This is a genomic window from Deltaproteobacteria bacterium (genome assembly GCA_026712905.1).
Classification (GTDB): domain Bacteria; phylum Desulfobacterota; class Binatia; order UBA9968; family JAJDTQ01; genus JAJDTQ01.
On the sequence record JAPOPM010000229.1, the window covers coordinates 14,558 to 38,607 of the forward strand.

At 68.1% G+C, this 24,050-nt stretch carries 21 protein-coding genes; 7 read left to right on the plus strand and 14 right to left on the minus strand.

Features of this window, described 5'->3' with window-relative positions:
- Positions 1–81: 81 nt before the first annotated feature.
- From OXF11_19550 to OXF11_19560, 3 genes are all read right to left on the minus strand, one after another.
- Positions 82–1,200: a hypothetical protein gene (locus OXF11_19550; protein MCY4489294.1), complete on the minus strand. Its 1,119-nt coding sequence runs from the start codon at positions 1,198–1,200 to the stop codon at positions 82–84.
- A 227-nt stretch (positions 1,201–1,427) separates the two neighbouring features.
- A complete protein-coding gene (locus OXF11_19555; protein MCY4489295.1) occupies positions 1,428–2,258 on the minus strand; it encodes a formylglycine-generating enzyme family protein in 831 nt (276 codons plus the stop codon).
- 31 nt (positions 2,259–2,289) lie between these two features.
- Entirely contained in the window at positions 2,290–3,309 is a 1,020-nt protein-coding gene (locus tag OXF11_19560; GenBank protein MCY4489296.1) for a tripartite tricarboxylate transporter substrate-binding protein, read from the minus strand.
- Between the two features lie 283 nt (positions 3,310–3,592).
- Between OXF11_19560 and OXF11_19565 the strand changes: the two genes are divergently transcribed.
- The 4 genes from OXF11_19565 to OXF11_19580 all read left to right on the plus strand — a co-directional run bounded on the left by OXF11_19565 (position 3,593) and on the right by OXF11_19580 (position 8,514).
- Entirely contained in the window at positions 3,593–4,552 is a 960-nt protein-coding gene (locus OXF11_19565) for an ABC transporter permease (GenBank protein ID MCY4489297.1), read from the plus strand.
- Between the two features lie 9 nt (positions 4,553–4,561).
- Positions 4,562–5,488 carry an ABC transporter permease gene (locus OXF11_19570; protein ID MCY4489298.1) on the plus strand — a complete coding sequence of 309 codons (927 nt, stop codon included), beginning with the start codon at positions 4,562–4,564 and terminating at the stop codon, positions 5,486–5,488.
- A 142-nt stretch (positions 5,489–5,630) separates the two neighbouring features.
- Complete coding sequence (locus OXF11_19575; GenBank protein MCY4489299.1) at positions 5,631–7,253, plus strand: ABC transporter substrate-binding protein; 1,623 nt, start codon at positions 5,631–5,633, stop codon at positions 7,251–7,253.
- Positions 7,254–7,311: 58 nt separating this feature from the next.
- Positions 7,312–8,514 carry an amidohydrolase family protein gene (locus OXF11_19580; protein MCY4489300.1) on the plus strand — a complete coding sequence of 401 codons (1,203 nt, stop codon included), beginning with the start codon at positions 7,312–7,314 and terminating at the stop codon, positions 8,512–8,514.
- A 118-nt stretch (positions 8,515–8,632) separates the two neighbouring features.
- Here OXF11_19580 and OXF11_19585 read toward each other — a convergent pair whose 3' ends face one another.
- A complete protein-coding gene (locus tag OXF11_19585; protein ID MCY4489301.1) occupies positions 8,633–9,052 on the minus strand; it encodes a VOC family protein in 420 nt (139 codons plus the stop codon).
- Between the two features lie 89 nt (positions 9,053–9,141).
- Between OXF11_19585 and OXF11_19590 the strand changes: the two genes are divergently transcribed.
- On the plus strand, positions 9,142–11,181 hold the full coding sequence (locus OXF11_19590) for a tripartite tricarboxylate transporter permease (protein ID MCY4489302.1): 2,040 nt from the start codon (positions 9,142–9,144) through the stop codon (positions 11,179–11,181).
- 9 nt (positions 11,182–11,190) lie between these two features.
- Here OXF11_19590 and OXF11_19595 read toward each other — a convergent pair whose 3' ends face one another.
- Positions 11,191–12,075 carry an alpha/beta hydrolase gene (locus tag OXF11_19595; protein ID MCY4489303.1) on the minus strand — a complete coding sequence of 295 codons (885 nt, stop codon included), beginning with the start codon at positions 12,073–12,075 and terminating at the stop codon, positions 11,191–11,193.
- A gap of 82 nt (positions 12,076–12,157) precedes the next feature.
- Between OXF11_19595 and OXF11_19600 the strand changes: the two genes are divergently transcribed.
- The gene (locus tag OXF11_19600; protein MCY4489304.1) at positions 12,158–13,195 is read left to right on the plus strand and encodes a LysR family transcriptional regulator; all 1,038 of its coding nucleotides are present in this window, start codon (positions 12,158–12,160) and stop codon (positions 13,193–13,195) included.
- A gap of 57 nt (positions 13,196–13,252) precedes the next feature.
- On the opposite strand, the gene OXF11_19605 is transcribed toward OXF11_19600, so the two are convergent.
- The 9 genes from OXF11_19605 to OXF11_19645 all read right to left on the minus strand — a co-directional run bounded on the left by OXF11_19605 (position 13,253) and on the right by OXF11_19645 (position 23,353).
- Entirely contained in the window at positions 13,253–14,539 is a 1,287-nt protein-coding gene (locus OXF11_19605; GenBank protein ID MCY4489305.1) for a M18 family aminopeptidase, read from the minus strand.
- A gap of 31 nt (positions 14,540–14,570) precedes the next feature.
- Entirely contained in the window at positions 14,571–15,569 is a 999-nt protein-coding gene (locus OXF11_19610; GenBank protein ID MCY4489306.1) for an amidohydrolase family protein, read from the minus strand.
- Positions 15,556–16,368 (minus strand): SDR family oxidoreductase, encoded by an 813-nt coding sequence (locus OXF11_19615; protein ID MCY4489307.1) that lies wholly within the window; start codon positions 16,366–16,368, stop codon positions 15,556–15,558. Before OXF11_19615 ends, OXF11_19610 begins: the two co-directional genes overlap by 14 nt.
- 16 nt (positions 16,369–16,384) lie before the next feature.
- Complete coding sequence (locus OXF11_19620; protein ID MCY4489308.1) at positions 16,385–17,905, minus strand: AMP-binding protein; 1,521 nt, start codon at positions 17,903–17,905, stop codon at positions 16,385–16,387.
- Between the two features lie 14 nt (positions 17,906–17,919).
- Complete coding sequence (locus OXF11_19625) at positions 17,920–18,699, minus strand: enoyl-CoA hydratase/isomerase family protein (GenBank protein ID MCY4489309.1); 780 nt, start codon at positions 18,697–18,699, stop codon at positions 17,920–17,922.
- An 8-nt stretch (positions 18,700–18,707) separates the two neighbouring features.
- On the minus strand, positions 18,708–19,562 hold the full coding sequence (locus tag OXF11_19630; GenBank protein ID MCY4489310.1) for an alpha/beta hydrolase: 855 nt from the start codon (positions 19,560–19,562) through the stop codon (positions 18,708–18,710).
- 21 nt (positions 19,563–19,583) lie between these two features.
- On the minus strand, positions 19,584–19,985 hold the full coding sequence (locus OXF11_19635; protein MCY4489311.1) for a hypothetical protein: 402 nt from the start codon (positions 19,983–19,985) through the stop codon (positions 19,584–19,586).
- A 153-nt stretch (positions 19,986–20,138) separates the two neighbouring features.
- Positions 20,139–22,667 carry an ABC transporter permease gene (locus tag OXF11_19640; GenBank protein MCY4489312.1) on the minus strand — a complete coding sequence of 843 codons (2,529 nt, stop codon included), beginning with the start codon at positions 22,665–22,667 and terminating at the stop codon, positions 20,139–20,141.
- Positions 22,664–23,353 carry an ABC transporter ATP-binding protein gene (locus OXF11_19645; protein MCY4489313.1) on the minus strand — a complete coding sequence of 230 codons (690 nt, stop codon included), beginning with the start codon at positions 23,351–23,353 and terminating at the stop codon, positions 22,664–22,666. Before OXF11_19645 ends, OXF11_19640 begins: the two co-directional genes overlap by 4 nt.
- Between OXF11_19645 and OXF11_19650 the strand changes: the two genes are divergently transcribed.
- Entirely contained in the window at positions 23,352–24,020 is a 669-nt protein-coding gene (locus tag OXF11_19650; protein ID MCY4489314.1) for an arylesterase, read from the plus strand. The genes OXF11_19645 and OXF11_19650 overlap by 2 nt on opposite strands.
- Positions 24,021–24,050: the final 30 nt, after the last annotated feature.

Below are 24,050 nucleotides of genomic sequence, written 5' to 3' on the forward strand. Positions count from 1 at the left end.
AACCCGGTGTAAGCCCTATCTTGACTCCGGGTTCCCCTATATAGCCTAGTGATTTGTCACATTCAAATTACGGACACGACACTAGCACCAATAGTCTTCACGCCCCCCCTGAACCCACCAGTTCTCCCGCGCCTTGATATCCAGATCGAACCCTTTGCCGTGCTCCCGCGCCAGTTCGTACAGCTTCTTGGCCAGGGCGATGTCCACGATACCCTGGCCTCCCTGGTTCTTGTACAGGATGACCTGGTCGTCGCTGGTGCGTCCCGGCGCCTTCCCGGTCAGGATGTCGGCGATGTCGACCACCTTGTCCCAGGTGATGACGCCGTCGTGGACCGGCCAGTAGATGTCGCCCTGCTGGGAGTCCACCGCCTGCTCGCGCGAGAGGGCGACGACGAAGTCACAGCGTTGCAGGGTGCCGTCGTCGATCTCCCGCCGCGGCTTGTCGAGGTTGCCGCTCTTCACCAACTCGATGTTGCTGCCGATGACCGAGATGATGTACTGGCCCGGCTCCAGCCAGGAGCCGTCGATGACCGGCACGTTGGTGTTGGTCATGCACAGGATGATGTCCACGTCCTGCGCGGCGCGCGGCGCTTCCGCCACCGGCTCCACCGGCACCCGGGTGATCTCGGTCATCTTCCGGGCGAAGGCCTCGCGGTGCGCCGGCGTGGGACTGTAGACCTTCGCGCTGTCGATCTGCCGCAGCTCGGTCAGGCCCACGAAGGTGGAGTAGGCCTGGTTGCCGGAGCCGTAGATGCCGACCGTGCGCGCGTCCTCCTTGGCCAACAGGTCGAGGCCCGCCAGGCTCGTGGCCGGCGTGCGCAGGTCCGCGACCCCGGCCGCGTGCTTGGGGCGGTGCGCCATGATCCCCAGGAGGGTCCCCGTGTCCGCGTCGTAGACCAGTGCCAGCTCGGTCTGGTCGGGATTGTAGGGCGGCCGCCGCTGCTGGTCGCCGACGATGGCCTTCCGGTGCAGCGCCACCTGCGCACCCACGGCACCGTAGCTCGACGAGCCGCCGGCGTAGATGTTGAGCACGGTGTCGAACGGCGCCTCGGCCACGGTGCGGTGCAGGTTCAAGCGCTTGCGCGGCGCGTTGACGCCCTCGGGCGTGCCGATCCTCCTGAGTGCGTTCTCGGTGATGGAGACGGCTTCCGGGAAGGGAACCAGCTCGTCCACGTCCTGGGAATGAAAGAACAGGGCCATGAATACCTCCGGGCGGTGGATCGCGAATTTGCCGGGGCAGGATCGTACAGGCGTACGCGGTGAGCGGGGAAACGGACACCTCAACCGCCTCCTCTGCCGGGTCTAGGTAATCAGATAGCCCGGTGGCGGCGGAAACGCAAGGTGGCGGCCAAAACCGCGCGCTCGCCCCGGTGCGGAACGCGGAAAAACGAACGGACGAGAGAACGAAACGATGGATCGGCGCTCGGTCAGAACACCATCTCGACCTTGGACGCGCAACGAAAGCCGTAGTAACCGTGGCCTCTGGCCTGCCTGCCGGGGTCCACGATGTGCCGTGAGGTGGCGGTGAGGCCGTCAGCATCGCTGGAGGCGTTGCCGCCACGGGTCACCCGCGGGTACGCTACCGACAGGTTCTCGCGCCCGTCCTTGGGGTCGTAGGGGTAGGAGGTCGCGGTGGAGCGAGTCCACTCCCACACCTGTCCGGCCATGTCCATGACGCCGTAGGGACTCCCCCCCTTGGGATACCGCCCCACGGGCACCGATTCGCCGCGCCAGCCGCCGAAGAAGGCCAGCTCCGCCGTGGGCGGGCCGTTGCCCCACGGGTACAGCCGCGCGTCGGTGCCGCGCGCGGCCTTCTCCCATTCGGCCTCGCTCGGCAGCTTCTTCTCGAGCCACTTGCAGTACGCCACCGCCCCGTGCCACGCCATCTCCGAGGCCGGGTAGTCCTCCCAACCCTTCTCCACTTGCCAGGTGTCGCCCACCGGGTGGATGCGGTTGTCGTCATCCAGCACGTCCAGGTACATCTCGCCCTTGGGTCCCACCGGCCCCTTGGCCGAGATGAAGCGCGCGTACTCCTTCATGGTGACGAGGTTCCGGTCGATGAAGAACGCCGACAGGAAGAGCCTGTGGGCCGGCCCCTCCCCGGGCGGACCGCCGTCGCGCCCCATGGTGAACTCGCCCGCGGGGATGAGCACCATGCCCGCATGCTTGCCCTCGGCGGCCCCCGCGGTGGCGCCGGAGAGGGCAAGCATAAGGGCGAACGCGGCTGCTGCCGCAAGGGAGGGAAGGGTAGGTGCCATGTCCGTGGCTTCCTGTGACTTGTCACCCGCCTCAGTAGTTGAACGTCTTCTTCAGCAGCGGCTTGTTCGCCTCCGGGATGTCGACCATCTGCTCAACCAGCGCTTGCAGTTCCTTGCCGTGCAGCGGGTTGATCTGAATCCGTGCCTTCGCCGCGTCCTTGAGGAATGCCGGATCCTTCATCACCTGGGCGAACGCCCGACGCATGGTCTCCACGCGTTCCGGAGCCACTCCAGGAGGCATGGTCCAGGGCCGTCCCACGGAGAGTTGCTTGTTGTAGACCTCCAGGATGGCCTTCTTGTCGCCCTTGGCGAGGTCGGAGGCCAGGGGCACGTCCTTGAGTCCGGGGTGCTTCTCGCGGCCGACCTGCACCAGGATCCGGATGGCCTTCTTCTCGAACCAGTCCTTCTTGAGTGCCCTCAGCGAGGCGTAGCCCCAGCCGCAGATGCCGTCTACCTCTCCCTTGTCCACGGCCAGGGCGGTGGCCATGATGCCGCGGTACCCGGAGGTCACCTTCATGTTGGTGCCCATGACGCTGTTGAGCATCAGGGGCACGATGTAGATGTCGGAGCGTGGCTGCGTAGCTGCCATCTTCACCGGGCCCTTGGCGTTCACCAAGTCTTCGGCGGTCTTGTACTCGCTGTCGGAGCGGACGAAGCAGGATGCGGTCTCCTGCACCGGCGTGCCGATCCAGTTGAACTTCACCGGATCGAAGCGCGCCTGTTTGACGCCCAATGCCCTGGTCAGCGGCAGGGTCCGGTGAATCGCGCCCATGGTGAGGCCGTCTTTCTTGGCGATGTTATAGAGCCAGTTGGCCGCCACCAGGCCCGAGGCGCCGGGCATGTTCTTCACCACCACCTTCGGGTTTCCGGGAATGTACTTCGAGATGTGCCGCGCGGCGGTGCGCGGGTAGCGGTCATAGGAAGTGGCGGCGTCCGCGGACACCACGATCACCACCTGCTTGCCCTTGTAGACGGACTCGTCCGCGACCGCGGCCTGGACGAGGAAACCGAGCACGATCAAGGCTCCAAGGATAGTGCGGAAAATAGTCATGCGTCGCCTCCTTTTGATGCGTCCCGTGTCTGTCCGTTCGAACCGACCGGACAGGTTACGAACGTCCTGTCCCCACCGACGCCATCCCGCGGCGCCCGTGTCATGGCCCCCACTATGTGACTTGGCCTCGATTTGTCAAGGCAGCCGCCACCGGCGTTGACTCCCCGGCACCGGCCGGGACCGCGCTTTTTGTGCGGCGACGCGAATTGTGGCAGTGTCTGCGGTGCGAACCGCGTCGTTTCGCGGTTGCCGGCTGTCAGGCAGGCCAAAGGAGAACACCGCGGTGCTCATACGGTACGTCGCCATGCGCCTCGTGCAGTTGGTGCCCATGGTGCTGGTCGTCACCATGGTGGTCTTCTTCGTCATGAGGATCATTCCCGGGGACCCGGTGCTGGTGATGCTGGGCGCGGTGGAAGGGGCGCCGATCTCCGAGGACGTCTACAACGCCATGCGCCTGCGGCTGGGCCTGGACCGGCCGCTCGTCGTCCAGTACCTCGACTGGCTGTGGGACATGGTGCGGGGCGACCTCGGGGCCTCCATCACCTACCGGGTGCCGGCCCTGGACGTCATCCTGCTCCGCCTGGTGCCCACGGCGTACCTCATGGTCGGCGGCGTGATCATGGCCGTGGCCATCGCCGTGCCCGGCGGCGTGCTGGCCGCCATCCACAACAACACCAAGTGGGACCACTTCGCCACGGGTTTCGTGATCCTGGGCATCACCGTGCCGACTTTCTGGCTGGCCCTCGTCGCCATCCTCGTGTTCGCGGTGTACCTGGGCTGGCTTCCCTCCATCGGATACACGCCCCCGCAGGAGGGCTTGGTGCAGTTCCTGCGGCACCTGATCCTGCCCACGACGGTGGTGGCCCTCAACGTCGCCGCCACGGTGTTGCGTTTCCAGCGCCAGGATTTCCTGGAACAGATGAACCTGGACTACGTGCGCACCGCCCGGGCCAAGGGGCTGAGCGAGAGGCTGGTGTTGTGGAAGCACGTGCTGCGCAACTCGCTGATGACGACGGTGACGGTGGTGGGCCTCCAGATGGCCTACCTGAGCGGACTCGTAACCGTGGTCGAGAACGTCTTCAACTATCCCGGGATCGGTTTCCTGCTGTTGAACTCCATTCTCACGCGGGACTTCGTGGTAGTGCAGGGGGTGGTGCTGTTCATGGTCTTTCTCGCCATCGCCGTCAATCTGGTGGTGGATATCCTTTACGCGGTGCTGGACCCGCGGGTCCGCTATCGGTAGGAGCGTCGGGTGGAATCCCAAGTCACATATCCTTCCGCCTATCCTCCGAGCCCACCCGCGCCGGGGTCGCGTCTGAGGCGCGCGTCCGGCCGTGCCGTCCGGGCGGCGCGTAACGATCCGCGAGCCGCGGTGGGCCTCCTGCTGCTACTTCTCTACATTCTGCTCGCCTTGGTGGGACCCGGCTTCTCGCCCTATGACACCCGCACGCCCAACATCAAGGTGCGCATGCAAGGGCCGACCTGGGAGCACCCCTTCGGCACCGACCGCATCGGCAGGGACGTGGCGACCCGCGTCGTCGCCGGGTCGCGCGTGAGCCTGCACGTGGCCGCGGGGGCGGTGATCGTGGCGCTGCTCCTGGGCGCGCCGCTGGGCGCTCTGTCGAGCTACGTGGGCGGCGCCTTCGACGCGATCGTCCAGCGGGTGATGGAGGGAATCATGGCCTTCCCGTCGCTGGTGCTGGCCCTGGCCCTGGTGGCCCTGGCCGGGCCGAGCGTCGCCATGCTGTGGTTCGCCATCGCCTTCAGCTCCGTCCCGCGCTACGCGCGCATCGTCCGCAGCGGCGTGCTGACGCACAAGGAACGGGAGTACGTCGAGGCCGCCCGGGCCATGGGGCAACGGCCCATGGGCGTGCTGACGAAGCAGATCCTGCCCAACATCATGGCGCCCGTCGCGGTGCAGATCACCCTGGACTTCGCCCGCGCCATCGGCGTGGAGGCGGCCCTCTCCTACCTGGGTCTCGGCCTGTCGGCGCCCTACATCAGTTGGGGCCTGATGGTGCGGGAGGCCCAGGACTTCCTGGAGGTGGCGCCGTGGCTGGCGGTCTTCCCCGGCCTGGCCCTGGCCGGCGTGATCCTGGGGTTTACCCTGGTGGGAGACAGCCTGCGCGACCGCATGGACCCGCGTACGCGCATGACCCTGAACCGGCGCGGGCAGTAGCCGTATCCGGGAGGGGTGAGGGGCGCGCGCCGCAAGTTGACACCCGTCGCGCCCCGGTGACATGATGCGCGGGACCCTTGGACCACGTGCGGGCGTTTCAAAGCCCCAACGTACCGTGCTCACGCATGGAAGGAGACATCACATGAAGAGCGAGACCTGGAGAGTTGCCGGGCGCGCATCAGTTGCCGGCGCCGCGTTGGTGTTGGCATTGCTCGTAGCTCCCGCGCCCGACGGCGGTCCGCTGAGCCCCGGCTTCACTGCCGAAGCCGCGGACAAACCCCGCGTCGGCGGGACGCTCAAGCTGGGCAACGCCAAGGGCATCGGCACGCCCATTCCATTCGTGGCCTTCACCTCAATTCCCGAGTACATCAAGAACAACATGTACGAGCCACTGGTCATGTACGACCAGAAGGGCGACATTCACCCGTGGCTCGCGGAAAGCTGGTCGCCCAACGACGATTCCAGCGAGTGGACGTTCAAGATCCGCAAGGGGGTCAAGTTCCACAACGGCAAGGAGCTGACCGCCGAGGACGTGGTCTGGTCCGTGAACCACATCAGGGAGCCCGCCAACGGCGCGGCGGGCCAGGGCCAGTTGGCCGACAACGTGGCCTCGGCCACGGCCGTGGACAAGCACACCGTGAAGTTCAAGGCGCCCGGCCCGCGCGGTCTCTTGCCGGAGATACTCGCCAATACTTCCACGCTTCACATCGCTCCGGCCGGCTCCCTGGCGACAGGCCAGCAGAAGATGAAGGGCGACAGGCCGCCGGCGGGCACCGGGCCCTTCAAGTTCAAGTCCTGGACCCCGGGCCAGGAGCTGCACGTGGTCCGTCATGACGACTACTGGGGCGGCGCCCCCTACCTCGACGGCGTCCGCTTCATCGTGATCCGGCAAAAGGCGGCGCGGGCAGCCGCCGTCCAGGCGGGGGATGTCCACCTGACCGAGCGCCTGGGTCCGACTTTCGTGCAGCGCATCGACAGCAAGCGCATCAAGGGGCTGCACTACATGCCCATCGGCGCCGCCGGGCAAAGGATCCTCACCTTCAACACCAAGACGGCGCCGGTGTCCGACCCGAGGGTGCGGCGTGCCATCGCGCTGTCGCTGGACAAGGTCGCCATCCTCGACGAGGCCACGTTCGGGCTCGGCGTACCGACACTCACCTGGGCCGTGCCGGGCACCGACTGGGAGAAGGCCCTGGATTTCAAGTGGAAGCGCAACGTCGCCGAGGCCAAGCGCCTGCTCAAGGAGGCGGGCTACAAGGGCGAGCCCATCACCCTGGGAGCCACCCGCGGCCAGGGCGACCCCTGGACCGAGCCCATCATGCGGCAGGCAGCCGAGGCGGGCATCAAGTTCTCGCTCCAGAACCTGGGCGGAGCCGAGCTCATCAAGAAGACCATCAACGGTGAGCTGCACGTCTCCGTCTACGGCTCCGGCGGCACCGGAGAGCCGCTGGTGGCCAACGTCCAGCACCTGGGCTGCACCGAGGGCAAGCACGGCGTCAGCAACGTCACCCGGTACTGCACGGCCGACCTGGAAAAGCTCGTGACCGAATACATGGAAGAGTCGGACCGGGCCAAGCGCCTGTCTCTCTGGAAGAAGTTTTCCCGGACATACTTCGTCGACGACGTGGTCCACTACATCATCGGGTGGTCCAACATCCGCAACTACGTCTGGCGCGACGAGGTGAAGAACTGGGAGCGCGGTCCCACGCAGGAATACTGGCACGCCACGGGCGGGCTGTGGCGGACCTGGCTGGAACCGAAATAGTTCTCGATTGGAACCCGCTCCGGCCGGCGGAATCCGGCCGCTGGGAGGTTGAAGGCTCATGGCAACGCTCAAAATGAAGTACGGCGTCGTCTCCGCGGACGATCACATCCAGGAGGCCCCCGACGTCTGGACCAACCGGATGTCCAAGGCGAAGTTCGGCGATGACATCCCGCACATCGTCGAAATGCCCGACGGCACGCAAACCTGGTCCCTGGGGGGCGACACCAAGGGATTCGGCGGGCTGGCCCGTGTGTCCGGCGTCAACCCCAACGTGAAGCGGTGGGAGGACGTGCCTCCTTCCACGTACATGGTTTCGGAGCGCCTCAAGGTCCTCGATCAGGAGGAGCTGGACGCCTCGGTGCTCTTCCCCAACATCATCGGCATCACCAATCAGAACTTTCAGAAGGAGGGCAGCGAGGCCTTCCGCCTGGCCTGCATCCAGGCCTACAACGACTGGCTCATCGACGAGTGGCAGGACGTCACGCCCCGGTTCATCGCCCAGTGCGTTACCCCCATGTGGGACGTGGACCTGTGCGTGGCCGAGATCCGCCGCGCGGTGAAGCGCGGCCACAAGGCCCTTGTGTGGCACGGCGCCCCCCACATCCTCGGGCTCAAGCACTTCAACGATCCCTACTGGGACCCGGTCTACCAGACGTGCTGCGACCTGGACGTCCCCATCTGTCTGCACTCCACCGCGCTGCCCGCGCTGCCGCCCTGGGACTCCCTGGAAGCGCGCGCCCAACTCGCCCTGGGCGTGTCCATGACCTTCGTGAGCCACATGGAGATCGTCTCCAACATCCTCTACTCGGGCGTGTTCGAGAAGTTCCCCCGGCTCAAGACCATCAGCGTGGAGAGCGGCGTGGGCTGGCTCCCGTACTTGCTGGAGGAGCTGGACCACGAGTTCGAGGAGCGCAAAGTTGCGGAGAACTCGACGCTCACGCGGAGACCCAGCGATGTCTTCCAGTCCAACATGTGGGCCACCTTCTGGCACGAGCGCCACGGCATCCGCAGCCGCGACGAGATCGGCGTGGACAAGATCATGTACTCGGTGGACTATCCTCACGGCACCACCACCTGGCCCAGGTCGGTGTGGTGCCGCACCCACTCGCTGCAGGACGTCACGTCCGCGGAGGAACGCAAGAAGATCCTGATGGACAACGCCATCGGGCTCTACAAGCTCGACGTGGACGAGTCGGGCATCCACCAGCCCCTCTACGAGCCGGGCCCCATCAGCGTGGGACCGCGGCCCGAGGCGGCATAACCCATACTCCAGTATTCAGTCGGCCCGCCGGTCAGGGCGGCGGTGGAATGGCACCAACGCCCCGAATCGTCATTCCCGCGGAAGCGGGAATCCAGGGGTGGGGAGTGTGGCGGCGATACTACGCGTACGCGGGATCGCCGTAGGTCATCAGCTCGATCAGGTTGTCGTCGGGGTCGCGGACGTACAGGCTGGTGCCGACGCCCTCGGAGCCGGTGCGGGCCACGGGACCCGAGATGACGGCGACTCCGGCCTGCCGCAGGAAGTCCTGGGCCTGCTGCACGGTCCCTTCCCAGCGCAGGCAGAAGTCCGCGCCGCCGGTGGCGTAGTTGGGCGCGTGCGTGGGGCTTTCGGTCTCGTAGCGGTCCACGACGTACAGGTTGATCTTCTGCGTCTCGCTGATGCGGATGATCGGCCGCGTGCCGCGCCCGCCCGGACGCTCCTGCCAACCCGCGTCGAGTCCGAGCCTGCGATAGAACGCGAAGGTCTCTTCCAGGTCCTTGACGACGAGCACCCAATGGTCGATGGCTGCAATACCCATGGTTTGTCCTCACTGAATCCGTTGCGGTAGGCTACACACGTTCGTACGACTAGTCCAAACCGCACGGGAATTACAAGGGAAGGGAGCCCATGTGGGAAGCGGCCCTTAGCGCGGTGGAGAACATCTTCGGCTGTCCCTGTGTCGCCGGGGTGGTGCCGAAGAGTCTTGCCTTCCTGGGTCTGGGCGTCGTCATGGGGCTCTCCCTGGGCGCCATCCCCGGCCTCGGCGGGCTCGTGGGCCTCGCCATCCTGCTGCCGTTCACGCTGGACCTGGACACCCTGAGCGCGTTCGCGGTCATGATCGGGCTCATCTCCGTGACGAGCACGTCGGACACCATCCCGTCGGTGCTGTTCGGGGTGCCGGGCACCGCGGCTTCGCAGGCCACCATCCTGGACGGCCATCCCATGGCCAAGAAGGGCGAGGCGGGCCGGGCCTTCGGCGCCGCGTACATGTCGTCCATGATGGGGGGCCTTTTCGGGGCCCTGATCCTCGCCGTCTCCATCCCGGTGCTCCGTCCCATCGTGCTCGCCTTCAGCGCCCCCGAGTTCTTCATGATGGGCATGCTGGGCATCTCCATGGTGGCGGTGCTGAGCGGCGGCGCGCCCCTCAAGGGCCTCGTGGTGGGGGCCCTCGGGCTCATGGTGGGCATGGTGGGGATGGACTTCCAGGTGGGCGAGATGCGCTGGACCTTCGGCCAGCTCTACCTCTGGGAGGGGGTGCCGCTGGTGCCGGTGGCCCTCGGCATCTTCGCCATTCCGGAGATGGCGGACCTCGTGATCCGCGGCACGCGCATCGCGGACGTGCCCAAGGACGCGCTGCGCGGCGTCACCGTGGGCATCCGCGACGCCTTGCGCCACTGGTTCCTGGTACTGCGCTCCAGCGCCGTGGGCGTGTGGGTGGGCGCCACCCCGGGCCTGGGCGGCGCGGTGGTGGACTGGTTCGCCTACGGCCACGCGGTACAGACGGAGCGCGGCGCCCGCGAGACCTTCGGCACCGGCGACGTGCGCGGGGTCATCGCGCCGGAGAGCGCCAACAACGCCAAGGAGGGCGGCTCGCTGATCCCGACGCTGGCCTTCGGCGTACCCGGCAGCGCCTCCATGGCCATCCTGCTCGGGGTCTTCCTCATCCAGGGCATCAGTCCGGGGCCCGACATGCTCACCCGACACCTGGACGTCACCTACACCATGGTGTGGAGCATCGCCATCGCCAACATCTTCGGCACCGGCTTGTGCCTGCTCCTTACCAACCACCTGGCCCGCCTCGCCAACGTCCGCGTGAATCTGCTGGCGCCGCTGATCATCGTCGTCGTGTTCCTGGCCGCGTTCCAGGCCAAGCGCCACTTCGGCGACCTGATCCTGCTGCTGTCCTTCGGTATCCTGGGATGGCTGATGAAGCGCTTCGGCTGGCCCCGTCCGCCGCTCATCCTGGGGCTGGTGCTGAGCAGCGTGCTGGAGAACTATTTCTTCATCGCCGCCAGCCACTTCGGCGTGACTTGGCTTTGGCGCCCCATCGTCCTCGTCATCGGCGCGCTCATCGTCGTCAGCCTGGTGTACGGCCAAAGGTGGACCCGGACGGGCATGGCGGCGGACGAGCCCGTCCCCGAGCCGGCGGCGTCGGCGCGGTACCGCTTCCACCTGAGCGTGCCCGTCGTGTTCACCCTTGCCATCCTGCTGCTGGTGCTCACGGGGGTGGTCACCGCCCGCGGCTGGCCGCCCCAGGCGCGGCTCTTCCCCTTGGTGATCGGTCTGGTCGCGGCGGGCATGTGCGCCGCGCAACTGCTTCTGGATCTCTTCCGCGTCCCCGTGCCAGGGGCCGTTCGCATCATGGACATGGAAGCGGAGCGCGGGGTCCCGGGCCGCGTCATCGCACGCCGCGCCGCCGACATCTTCGGCTGGATACTGGGCTTGCTGGCATCCATCTGGTTGATAGGTTTCCTGCCGAGCGTGCCGCTCTTCATGTGGCTCTACCTGGCGCTGCGCGCCCAGGCGGGGTGGCGCCTCTCCCTCGGATACACCGCGCTGGCGCTGGCGGTGCTCGTGGGCATCTTCCACTACACCCTCCACATCCCCTGGCCCCAGGGCGTGTTGGACGCCCCGCAGGAGGCGTTGTTGCAGTGGCTCGGCGGGTAGGGCTGGCGCCTACCGTCCCTGGCTGGTAATGAATCCCCGCAGCACCTCGTTGAATTCCCGCGGGTGCTCCCGATAGGAGAAGTGCCCGGCCCGGTTGATGATGTGCATCTGCGAGCGCCGCTCGCGCATGGCCAGCAACTCGAAGAGCCGCAGTCCCTGGGCCAGGGTGGCGGTGGGGTCGTTGTAGCCCCACACCAGCAGTGTGGGCCTCTGCAGGCCGCGGTCGCGAATCCAGCCCAGCGTCTCCTCCTTCTGAAGCGAGTGCTTCGTCAGGAACAAACTCTTGCGCAAGCCCCGGGTCACCATCCGGTCCACGGTCTCCTGGTACTTGGGCAGTTGCGCGATCTCGGTCATGGAGTCGAGCCAGTCTTCGGTGATGTGCGCGCCGCTGTAGGAGTAGCGTTCGATGACCCAGCGCTGGCTTTCCCGCGTGAGCCGCGGCTCCGGCGTGTCGGCGAAGACGATATGGTTCCGTCCCATGCCCGGCGCCAGCGTGTTGGTGTCCACCGGAATGCACGAGCGCACCAGATCCGGGCGCTCGAGGGTCATGCGGGCGGCCACGTAGGCGCCGCGGGAATGGCCCACCACGTGCACGGCGCCCAGCTTCAGGGCCTCGAGGAAGCCGATGGCGTGGCGCACCGTCGCGGCCATGGTGTAGGCGTCGTCGCCGGGCGGGTTGTCGGTCAGCCCCTGTCCGAGCTTGTCCATGGCGTAGACGTGGAACCACTGCGCCAGGGCGTCGAAGTTGAGCCCCCAGTCCAGGCTGCAGTCGGCGGCGTCGTTGGAGCCGAATACACCGCCGTGGATCAACACGAGGTTCTCGCCGCTTCCCTTCTCGAAGTAGCGCGTGCGGATGCCGTCCACGTCCACGAACTTTTCGTCTGCGGATTTCATCGGGTTTCACTCCTGTTGGTGCGGCTAGTCGAGGGGATGTACTATAACCGGACCGGACGCCATCGTCGATGGGCGACCCCCCGTGACCGACGGCAAAAAATTTCTTTTCTTTCGGAAAAAAACTGATATCATAAATGATATGAGTGAACCCAGTTTCAGAGTCCCCTCCACCAGCGCTTTGGTTGCGTTCGAGGCCACGGCACGGCTCGGCGGCGTGATACGCGCTTCCGAGGAGTTGCTTACCTCCCAGTCGGCGGTCAGCCGCCACATTCGCAACCTGGAGACGAGGATCGGCGAGAAGCTGTTTCGGCGTCAAGGCCGGGGAGTCGTCCTGACACCGAGCGGCCAGGACTACTATGTCGCGGTCAAGGCCGCGCTGGACAACCTGCACGCCGCCAGCAAAGGGCTTGGCGTGCAGACTCCCAGGGTGACCATCGCGTGCACGAAGGAGATCGCCAACTTCCTGCTGCAACCCTCCTTTCCGAGGCTCAAGCGCGCGTTGGAAGACAACGCGCAGATACGCATTCTGACCTGTGACTACGACATGCTGCAGTTCCTTGCGCCGACGGGGATCGACATCCTCTTCGAGTATGCGGCCGCGCCGAGCGATCCGGCGGCCGTGAAGGTGCTGAACGAGGAGATCGTGCCGGTCGCCTCTCCGACCCTCGTCGGACGTTTCGAGCGGGCTTTCGGCAGGCACCCGCGCCACTGGGCGGAGATTCCACGTTTGGAAACCGTGGAGTCCGGTGAAACGTGGGCGATGTGGAGAACTTGGTTCAGCGCACACGACTGCGATTCGCCCAAGGCCCCAACGGAATCCTTCGATGATTACCAGAAGCTGCTGGATGCCGCCACGAACGGCGAGGGCATGGCCATCGGCTGGAATGGCTTCGTGAACGCCTATCTGGAGTCCGGGCGGCTCGTCCGGCTCAGGGACAACTGGTTGCGGACCCACATCGGCTTGTATGCCGTCCCGACCCAGGCCAGCTCCGGCAATCGGAACGCGGCACGTTGCCTGTCCACGCTCGCGGCCTTGGGTGAAGCGCTTCCCGGAGCGCGCCAGTTGTCGCCACAGCAACAGCCGGCCCGCCGCGACGGTCCCTTTCTCGGGCGAATCTGAGAGTTCCCCGCACCGCCCGTGGCAACGTGCCCTTGAGGCGCCCCACGGCACGGCGCGTCACAGTGCGGCCGTGTTGAAGAAGCGCCGCAGCACGCGGCTCAGGTTGAACGCGTCCGCCGCGCCCGCCAGTTCCCGCACGGAGTGCATGCCCCACTGGGGTACGCCCACGTCCACCGTGCGCACGCCCGTTTCGGCCGCGGCCAGCGGTCCGATGGTGCTGCCGCAGGCCATGTCGCTGCGCACCACGAAGGTCTGGACCGCCACCCCCTCCTCGGCTGCCAGGCGCCGGAAGGTCGCGCCGGTTTCGCTATTGCTGGCGTAACGCTGATTGGCGTTCACCTTGATGACCGGGCCGTGGTTCAACAGCGGCCCGTGGTTGTCGTCGTGCCGGTCGGGGAAGTTGGGATGCACGCCGTGGGCATTGTCCGCGGAGATGAGCATGGAACGGGACAGGGCTCGGTTGCGTTCCTCCGGGTCGGGCAGGAGGCGTTCCAGCATCTGGGTCAACATGGGGCCGCGGGCCCCGGAGGCCGTGGTGCTGCCCACTTCCTCGTGATCGTTGCACACGAGGAGCGCGCCCGCGTCGCCCCTTGCCTCCAGCAACGCCCGCAGGCCGACGAAGCAGCTCAACAGGTTGTCGAGCCGCGCCGACGCGATGAACTCCCGTTCCAGCCCCACGAGGGCCGGCGGCTGGGTGTCGTAGAGCACCAGTTCATGGTCCAGTATCTCGCCCACCCCGGCGCCTCCCTCCTCCAGCCGTTGCCGCAGCAGGGTTTTCAGGTCGAAGCCCTCGCCCGGCCGTCCGAGCACGGGCGGCAGGTACGTCTGCTTGTTGATGGCGCGGTTCTCGTTGGCGTCCCGGTCCAGATGGATGGCGAGGCTGGGAATCGTCGCCACCGGTTCCTTGAGGTCGATGAGACCGTAGGCGATGACCCCGTCGCGGTCGAGGTAGCTCACGCGCCCGGCGATGGACAGATCCCGGTCGAACCAGGGGTTCAGCAACGCGCCCCCGTACACCTCGACCCCCAGTTGCAGATAGCCTTTCCGCCGGGTCTCCGGATGCGGCTTGACCTTGAGACAGGGTGAGTCCGTGTGCGCGCCCACCATGCGCAGGCCGTTCTCGGGAAGCGGCGTTACGGGGGGCAGGGTCCAGGCGATGATGGAAGAGTCGTTGCGCGTGGTGAAGTAACGCCCTCCGGGTCTCAACTCCCACGGTTCCGCCTCGGGGCGGCGTTCGAAGCCGGCATCCATGAGCCGCCGCGCCATCCCGTCCACCGCGTGGAAAGGCGTGGGCGACGCGGCCAGGAAAGCCATGAGCTCCCGATTGAAGGCTTCTTGGTCCATGGGGCTGTTGGCGGGTCCGCGCGGTGGCACGTTAGCCCAGGCGGTACTCCCTCATGGGGTTGGTCACGGCGATGCGCTCGATGGCGTCGTCGTCGAGGCCGGCCTTCTCCAGGCCTCCCACGGGGTCGGGGTCGCCGGGCGGGAACGGGGCGTCGCCGCCGAGCAGGATGCGCTCGATCCCCACCATCTCCCGGAGGAACCGCAACGCGTCGCCGCTGTGCACGATGCTGTCATAGAGGAAGCGTTGCACGTAGGCGCTGGGCGGGTGTGCCGCCTTGTCGCCGGTCGCGCTCCGGTTGGCGGCGTCGTGCATGCGGTCGAAGCGGCCGATGAGGTACAGCAGGTTGCCGCCGCCGTGGGCCAGCAGCAGGCGCAGTCCGGGGAAGCGGTCGAGGGTGCCGCTGAGGATCATGGAGCCCACGGCCAGGGTGGTGTCCATGGTGTAGGCGCAGGTCTGGTTCAGGCTGAACCTCTCGGCCCGGGGCAGCGGCTGGGGCAGGGAAGGGTGCACGAACACCGGCATGTCCAGGGCCTCGCAGGCGCTCCAGAATTCGTCCAGAGGAGCCTCGCCCAGGTTCCGGCCGTCAACGTTGGCGGTGACGATGACGCCGACGGCGCCGTTGGCGGCGCAACGCTCCAGTTCCCGCGCCGCCACCGCCGCATCCACGAGCGGCGCCGACGCCATCCAGGCGAACCGTTCCGGGCGGGCGCCGCACAGCTCGGCGATGCCGTCGTTCAGGATGCGGTGCCAGGTGTCGCAGCGGGCGGCGTCGAGACCGTAACCGAAGATGTCGGTCCACACCGAGAGGATCTGCCGCGCCACCCGTTGCCCGTCCATCTCCGCCAGGCGTCCGTCCAGGTCCAGCAGGCCGGGAAGGAAGGGCCGCACCTCCAGGCCGTCGTCGAACCGGCAGCATTGGGCACCGGCCCCCTTGTCCACCAGCGAGACTCCCAGCTCCACTCCCCTGGCGGACAACGCCTCCAGGGCCTTCGGCGGCACGAAGTGCGCGTGTACGTCAATCGCGGTCACGGGAACGATCCATCAAGGCCTTTTCCTGGCCCCCGTCGATTTCGATCATGGTGCCGTTGACGAAGTGCATGAGCGGCGACGCCAGCATCACCACGAGATTGGCGACCTCCTCGGTCTCGGCGATGCGTCCCAGCGGGATCGAGCGCGGCGCCAACTGGTCGGCCTCCTCGTAGCTCAGGCGCATGTCCCGTGACATGGCCTGCACCAGCCCGGTCCAGCGTTCGGTGCGCACCGGGCCGGGGTTCACGGCCACGAAGCTGATGCCGTGCTTGCCGTACTGGCCCGCCAGCGACTTGGTCAGGTTCTGCCCCGCGGCGTTGGCCGCGCCCGGGGCGACCTCCCAGTAGGACGTCTTGACGCCGTCGTTGCCGATGAGGTTGACGACGCGCCCGCCACCGTGCTGGCGCATGATCGGCAGCGCGTAGCGCATGCAGCGGACGTAGCCCATGAACTTGAGCTGCAGCGCCAGGTCCCAGTCGTCCTCGGTCAGGTTTTCGATGACCCCGCCCGGAGCGGCGCCGGCGTTGTTCACCAGGATGTCGATGCGTCCCAGTGCGTCGGCCGCGGCCTCGACGAAGCCGCGCGCGTCCTCGTCCTTGGTCAAGTCCGCGGTGATGGGAACGATCCTGCGGCCGCTGGCGCCCGCCACTTCCGCGGCCGCGGCTTCCAGCGGCCCCGCCCGGCGCGCGCATATGGCCACGTCCACCCCCTCGCGAGCCAGGGCCTGCACGATGGCCTTGCCGATTCCCTCGCTGCCGCCGGTCACGACGGCGGTCTTGCCTTGCAGTTCCAGGTCCATGGGTCTCTCCTGTCGATCACGAGTCCGACGCTTTGTCCACTGGGGCGAACAGCTCCCGGTACCGCTCCCGCAACGTCGCTTTGGCCACCTTGCCGAGATCGTTGCGCGGGATCGCGTCCACGACAAGGATGCGTTTCGGCACCTTGAAGGACGCAAGCTCCGTCTTGAGATACCCGATGCAGGCGCTTTCGTCGAACGCCGCCGGAGTCGCGGTCTCCACCACGGCGGTCACCGCTTCGCCGAAATCCGCATGAGGCACGCCGAATACCGCGGAGGAGGCCACCTCCGCGCAGCGGTCGAGGGCGTCCTCCACCTCCTTGGGGTACACGTTGAGGCCGCCGGAGATGACCACGTCCGTCTCCCGTCCCAGGATGCGCACGCACCCCTCGCCGTCGATCTCCGCCACGTCGCCGGTGACGAACCACCCGTCCTCGGTGAACGCTTGCTCTTCGGGCCAATTCCAGTAGCCGGCGAAGACGTTGTGGCCGCGGGTCTCCAGCACCCCCGTGGCGGACGAGGTGAAACGTCCGTCCTCGTTGGCGGCCCGCACCGCGATACCCGGAAGCGGCCAGCCCACCCAACCGCGGCGTCCGTCGGTGCCGGGCGGGACCGCGGTGATGATGGCCGCCTCGGTGGAGCCGTAGCGTTCGATGATCTCCATGCCCGTGACGTTCCGGAACTCCTGCGCGGTTTCCGGTGGCAACGGCGCGGAGCCGGAGATGGCCAGGCGAAACGGTTTCCTCACCGCGTCCGCCAGTCCGGGTTCCTTGAGCAGGCGCGCGTAGTGCGTCGGCACCCCCATCATGACGGTGCAGCGCGGCAGTTCCCGGAGCACGCTCTCCGCGTCGAACCGGGGCAGGAAGCAGACGGCGCCGCCGGCCGTGAGCATGACGTTGATGGCGGTCAGGAGGCCGTGGGCGTGATAGGCCGGCAGCGCGTGCATCAGCACGTCGCCGCGTCCCAGCCGCCATACCTCCACCAGCGCCCGAGCGCTCGCCGCCAGGTTGCCGTGGGTGATCAACGCGCCCTTGGGACGGCCGGTGGTGCCGGACGTGTACAGCAGCGCGGCCGGCGTCTCCCCGGGCACGTCGGCGATCGCGGGCGCGCGCCCGGATGTGCGCGCCACCTCGGCGAAGGAGCCCTGGTCGCCGCGCAGATCCTCCACCCGGCACCCGAGCCGTCCGGCCGCGGGGGCGAAGGTTTCCCTCTCGGCCGGATCGCACACCAGCAGGGCAGGGCGCGCGTCCTCCAGCAGCGACCCCACTTCCCGCGGCGTGTAGGCGGTGTTCATTGGATGGAGAACGGCCCCGATCCTGAAGCACGCATGAGCGAGGAACACGGCTTCGACGCACTTTTCCACCCGAACGGAGACCCGTTCGCCCGGTTTGACGCCGCAGGCCGCCAACGCGCCGGCCGCCCGTTCGATGGCGGCGAGCACCTGGCCGGTGGACAGCGCGCCCGAGCCCGGCCGCAGGAAGGCGGGAGCCGCGTCGTCCCGGGCGCCATACAGGGTATGGATGAGATTGTCCTGCGCCATGTTCCGGCCGTGGTCTAACGCCCTCGGAACGCGGGCTTGCGCTTCTGCTTGAAAGCCAGGAGGCCCTCGGCATAGTCGGCGCTGGCGTCCGCCTCGAGGGCGAGCCGGCGCAACGTCTCGCTGTCGCCTTCCCGGCGCGCCAGCGCGGTCAGCGTCGCCTTGGCCGCGGCCAGGGTCAGGGGCGCATTCCCGGCGATGTCGCGGGCCATGCGCCGTCCCTCCTCCAGCACGTCGCCGGGCCGCACCACGCGATGTACCGCGCCGTGGCCCTGGGCCGTGCGCGCATCGCAACGCCCGGCGCCCAGAAGAAGGCCGCGTACCACCGAATCGCCGAATACCCGCACGAAGCGCGCGATCCCGCGCGGGTCGTAGCCCAAGCCCAGACGCGCCGCCGGCACCATGAAATAGGCGTCCTCCGCCGCGACGCGGAGGTCGCAGGCGCACGCCAGGGACGCGCCCGCCCCCACGCACGGACCCGCGACGCAGGCCACGGTCGGTTGCGGCACCGCCTCCAGCGCCCGCAGGGCGCTCTCCACCAGATCGTCATAGGCGCGTGTGGTGCCGGGAGCCCGGAGCGCGGTGAATTCCCGGATGTCCGCCCCGGACGAGAACACCGTCTCGTCGCCCGCCAGCAGGATTACCCGTACGGTGCCGTCGCGCGCCACCGTACGGGCGAAGCGCCGGAGTTCGGTCCACATGGCGATGGAGATGGCGTTGCGGCTGTCGCCGCTGGCGAGCCGCAACTCCGCCACGCCGTCCGCCGTGGACACCTGTATGGACCCCGCCTGTGGCATGCCGCCGCTCATGAATCCTGCCGGTGCGCCGTCCACGTCCCGTTGGCGACGGCGCCGAACAGGTCCGCCAGCGCCGCGTTGACCGCGGCCGGCTCTTCCAGCGTCAGCGTATGGCCCGCGCGCGGCACCACCACCAGCGCCGCCATGGGCGACGTGCGTTTGAGGAAGACGCTGCCGTCCAGGCACGGGTCGTCCTCGTCGCCGACGATGACGAGCAACGGGACATGGAGCCGCGACAACGGCGCCTCCATGTCCCACAGGGTCGGGCGCAGGCCTTGAACCTGGGACATGGTAAGGGCCAGGCCCGCGGGCGAATGGTCGGCGAGGGTCTTCTCGAACTCGGCGAAGCCGCGCGGGTCCTTGGCCTCGAAGGTTTTGCGCATGGGGTAGCGGGCGTACTGGGCCGCCGACCGCGCCATGGGCTCTTCACGGAACATGCGCGCGATGTCCGCGCACATGGCCGCGCGCGCGTCTCGTTCGTCCGGATTGGAACCCCAGCCGCAGCCGATGGCCGCCACCGACAGACAACGCCCGGGATGGTGGATGGCCACGTGCAGCGCGGTGTAGGCGCCCATGGAATGCCCCACGATGTGCGCCCGCTCCAGCCGGAGGCCGTCGAGTACCGCCAGGACGTCGTCGCGGGCGATGTCCTGGCCGTAGGCTTCGGGGTTGTCGGGCACCTCGGACGGCAAGTAGCCGCGCGCGTCGAAGGCGATGCAGCGGTGGGAGCGCGAAAAGCACCGCATCTGCGGCTCGAAGCTCCGGTGGTCGCCGGCGAACTCGTGCACGAACACGATGGGAACGCCCCGCCCGGATTCCTCGTAGTAGAGACGGGTGCCGTCGGGTGCGGTGATGGTCGGCAAGGATGCCCTCCTGTCCGGTTCCTATCCCAATTCCTTCCGGTGCTTGCTCAGCAGCACGGCCGAGCCCAGTGACACGCCGACGGCGATGAGCGAGTACAGAACCGCCAGTACGACGTCGGCGCCCGACGGTGGCGGGTTGCGGCTCCAGTACAGGAACAGGTTCACGACGACGTAAAGGGCGTAGGCGTGCGCCATCCCGATGACGATGCGCTTCATGTACCAAAGGCCCAGGCCGTAGACCACCAGGTAGACGCCGAACACGAGGCTCCACAACACGCTGTCGCCGCCCGTCAAGCGGGTCCCGAACAGAACGAAACCGCTGTGCTCGGTTAGCTGCAGGGGCTTGGCGAAGTTGGAGAGAGCCAAGAGCCAGAAGCAGATCGCGAGGCCGCGGAAAACGCGGTCCGGGCGTTCCTTCGTCATCGTCGTCGTCCTCCCTTCTTGCGCTTGCTCGCGTGGCGCCTCCGGCCTGCCGGCGAACAAGGTTTCCCGCATCTTATCATGCGAGTGAACGGGACGGCACACGGCCGGTGCGTGCACGCGCGTGCCGGAGCCGGGGCGGCAGGCCCGCCGCCCTTACAGTTCGCGCAGCGCGGTGGCGGGCGGCGTACGGACGAGCCGGCGCGTGCCCAGGTAACCCACCGCGGTGACCATCAGAATGCCGAACAGCGGCCCTGCGGGCCAGATCTGCGGATGGAGGCTGGTGGACAGGTCGAACACGAAACGGTTCAGCGTGAACGCGGTGATTTCCGCGCCGACGACGGCGACGACGCCGGCGAACGCCCCCAGCGCGGCGAACTCGGCCATCAGCGCGCCGGTGATGAGGCGGCGCGTTCCGCCCAGGGCGCGCAGCAGCGCCAGCTCCTTCAGGCGCTGGTCGCGGCTCGACTGGATGGACGCGATCAGCACCAGCAACCCGGCGCACAGCACCAGCGCCAGCACCAGCTCCACGGCCTGGGCGACGTGGGCGATGATGCGCCGCAGGTGCGTGATGATCTGGTCCACGTCGATAACCGAGACGGTGGGATGGTGGGTGAGCAACTCGTTGAGGAGGGCTCTTCGTTCCGCGGGCAGGTGGAAGCTGGTCATGTAGGTGGCGGGTTGTCCGTCCAGCGCCCCGGGGGACAGGATGATGAAGAAATTGGGCTGCAGGCTGTCCCAGGCCACGCGCCGGGTATTGGTCACCGTGGCGGTGAACGGCAGGCCGCCGACGTCGAAGGTCAGGGAGTCGCCCAGCGACAGCCCCAGGGACGTGGCGTACTCTTCCTCCAACGATGCGGACGGGGCGGCGCCGCCGGCCCACCATTGGCCGTCCACCACGACGTTGTGGTCGGGCAGGTCCGCCAGGAACGTGAGGTTGCGCTCGCGCAGGATTCCGGGCCGGCCCCGGCCGCCGGGGCCATCCCGTTCGTCGTCGGGCCGTTCCCGTCGCCGCGGCCGTTCTCGTTGCCACTGGGCCGCCCCGGTCCCGTTGACCGCGGTGATGCGGCCGCGGATCATCGGGAACATCCTGCCGTCGTAACCGGCGCGGGCCTTCAACAGGGTTTCGACCGCGTCCACCTCGGCGGGCGCTACGTTCATCACGAACTGGTTGGGCGCGCGCTCCGGTATGCGTGACTGCCACTCGTCGACGAGCGCCGTGCGCACCAGCACCATGATCAGCAGCAGCATGACGGCCACGCCGAAGACCACGATTTGCCCAACGTTCTCGCGGTGGCGGCGGTGCAGACCGGCCAGGGCCAGGCGCCAGACGCTGCCGGCCTGCATGCCCAGGGCGCGGCCGCCGCGCAAGAGGATCAGCGCGAGCCCGGCGAACACGCTCACGGTCACGGCCACCCCGGCCAGCGCCCATCCCGTCAGCGTGGCGTCGCCGCTGTACCACACCAGGAGGCCCAGGCCGCCGGCGGCGGCGCTGCCATACGTCAACGCCGAGGCGGTTCCCGGCGCCAGGTCCCGGCGGATGACGCGCATGGGCGATACTCCGCGCAGGCGCAGGAGCGGCGGCAGGCCGAACGCCAGCACGCAGATGAAGCCGGTGAGAAGGCCCACCCACACGGGCCGCGCTCCCGGTAGCGGCAGCGACACCGGCAGGAAGCCGCGGAGCGCCGCGATGATGCCGAAGTGGGCCAGGGCGCCCAGGACCAGGCCGGCCAGGGCCCCCGCCACGCCGATGATCAGGAGCACGAGGGTGTAGCCCCACTGGACTTCCCCCGGCGTGGCGCCCAGGGTCTTCAGCACGGCCACGTGGTCGTAGTGACGGCGCGCGTAGCGGTGGGCGCTCAAGGCCACGGCGACCCCGGCCAACAGCACCGTCAGCAGGCCGCCCAGCAGCAGGAAGCTCTCGGCACGATCCAGGGCGCTGTCGATGCGCGCGTTGGCGCCGCGCACGTCGCGCCAGCGGTAGCCGGGCGCCAGCTCGTCGCGGATGGTGTCGTGGAGCGAGCGCAGCGCGTCGCCGTCGCCCGCCAGCAGCAGGCGGTAGCGGATGCGGCTGCCGGGCTGGATCACCCGCGTGGCGGGAATGTCCTCCGCGCGCATCAGGAGCCGCGGCGCGAACCCCATGAAGCCGCCGCCCCGGTCCGGCTCCGACGCCAGCACGGCCGTCACCGTGAAGTCGGCGTAGCCCACGGAGACCGTGTCGCCCAGCTTGACGCCCAGGGCGGGGAACAGGCGCGAGTCCAGCCACACCTCGCCCGGGGCGGGCAGGCCGTCGGTGCGCCGGCCGCGGGCGAAGGGCTCGTCGGCCACCCGCAGCGTGCCGCGCAGGGGATAACCCGGGGTCACGGCCTTGACGCTGGCCAGTTGGCTACGCCCGGTGGCGTCCGCGGACGCCATGGACGGAAAACGGATGACGTCCGCCACGGCGAGCCCGCGCGCGGCCGCGAGGTCGCGGAAGCGTTGCGGCACCGCGCGCGAGGCGTCGATGACCCGGTCCGCACCCAGGAGCGTGGCCGATTCCGCCACCAGCGCACGTTGCAGACGGTCGACGAACAGGCTCACCGCTGTCACCGCTCCCACCGCCAACAGCAGCGCGGCGAGCAACAGGCGCAACTCCCCGGCGCGCCAGTCGCGCAGCGCGAGACGTAGCGCCAGCGACAGGCTCACGGCGCGGCCTCCGCCGGCGCTTGCATGCGCCCGGCGTCCAGGGTGATCACCTCGGCGCAGCGGCCCGCCAGCGCGGCGTCGTGGGTCACGAGCATCAGCGTGGTGCCGGCCTCGCGGTTCAGGTCGAACAGCAGGTCGGCGACCTTGCCGCCGGTGGCGGTGTCGAGGTTGCCGGTGGGCTCGTCCGCGAACAGCACCTTCGGACCCGAGGCGAAGGCCCGCGCGATGGCCACGCGCTGCTGTTCGCCGCCCGAGAGCTGGAGCGGATAGTGGGTGGTGCGCGCGCTCAGACCCACGCGTTCCATGAAGCCCAAGGCGTCTTCACGCGCCTGCCGCCGGCCGTGCAGCTCCAGCGGCAGCATTACGTTCTCCAGCGCGGTGAGGCTGTCGATGAGTTGAAAGGACTGGAACACGAACCCGACGCTGCGGGCGCGCACCCGGGCGCGCTGCTCCTCGTCCAGGGCGGTGATTTCCTCCCCGTCCAGCCAGACGGCGCCGCTGGTGGGGAGGTCCAGGCCCGCGAGAATGCTCAGCAGGGTGGTCTTGCCGGAGCCGGATTCACCCACCACGGCCACCTGCGCGCCGCCATCGACCGTGAGATCGATACCGTCCAGTATGGTCAAATCACCCTCGGATGTGGGCACGCGCTTGACCACGGCGCTGGCGCGCAATATGCATCCTGACATGAAAGGTTTCTCGATGGGCCGGTCGCCGGCTCTTCTGATTGGACTGTTGCGGGTTTCCCTGCTCGTGGCCGCGCTTGCCGCGGCGGCCGGACAGGCGTCGGCTTCGGACGCGGGCAAGACCGTGCTGGTCGTGGGAAACAGTATCAGCGCGGCCTATGGACTTCAAACCGGCAAGGGCGAGCGCGGCTGGGTGGAGCTGCTGCAGGAGCGCTTGGGAGCGCGCCATCGCGTGGTCAACGCCAGCATCAGCGGCGACACCACCGTGGGCGGCCTGGCGCGCCTGCCCAAGACTCTGGCCACCCACAAGCCCGACATCGTCGTCATCGAGCTGGGCGGCAACGACGGCCTGCGCGGCTACCCCGTGCCCTCCATCCGCGCCAATCTCCTGGCCATGACCCGGGCCGTGCTCGCCGCCGGCGCCAGGCCCGTCCTCGCCGGCATGCAGATGACCCCCAACCTGGGGCCGCGTTACACCCAGGCGTTCCGCCGGATGTACCCCGACGTCGCCGCCGGCACCGGCGCCGCGCTGGTCCCGTTCATCCTCGAAGGCGTTGCCCTCGACGAGGACCTCATGCAGCGCGACGGCATCCACCCCAACGCCGAGGCCCAGCCGCTGCTGCTGGACAACGTGTGGCCGGTGCTGGAGCCGTTGTTGGAGGCGGATTGAGGGGTGATGCGCTATTTCGCAAACGGAGAA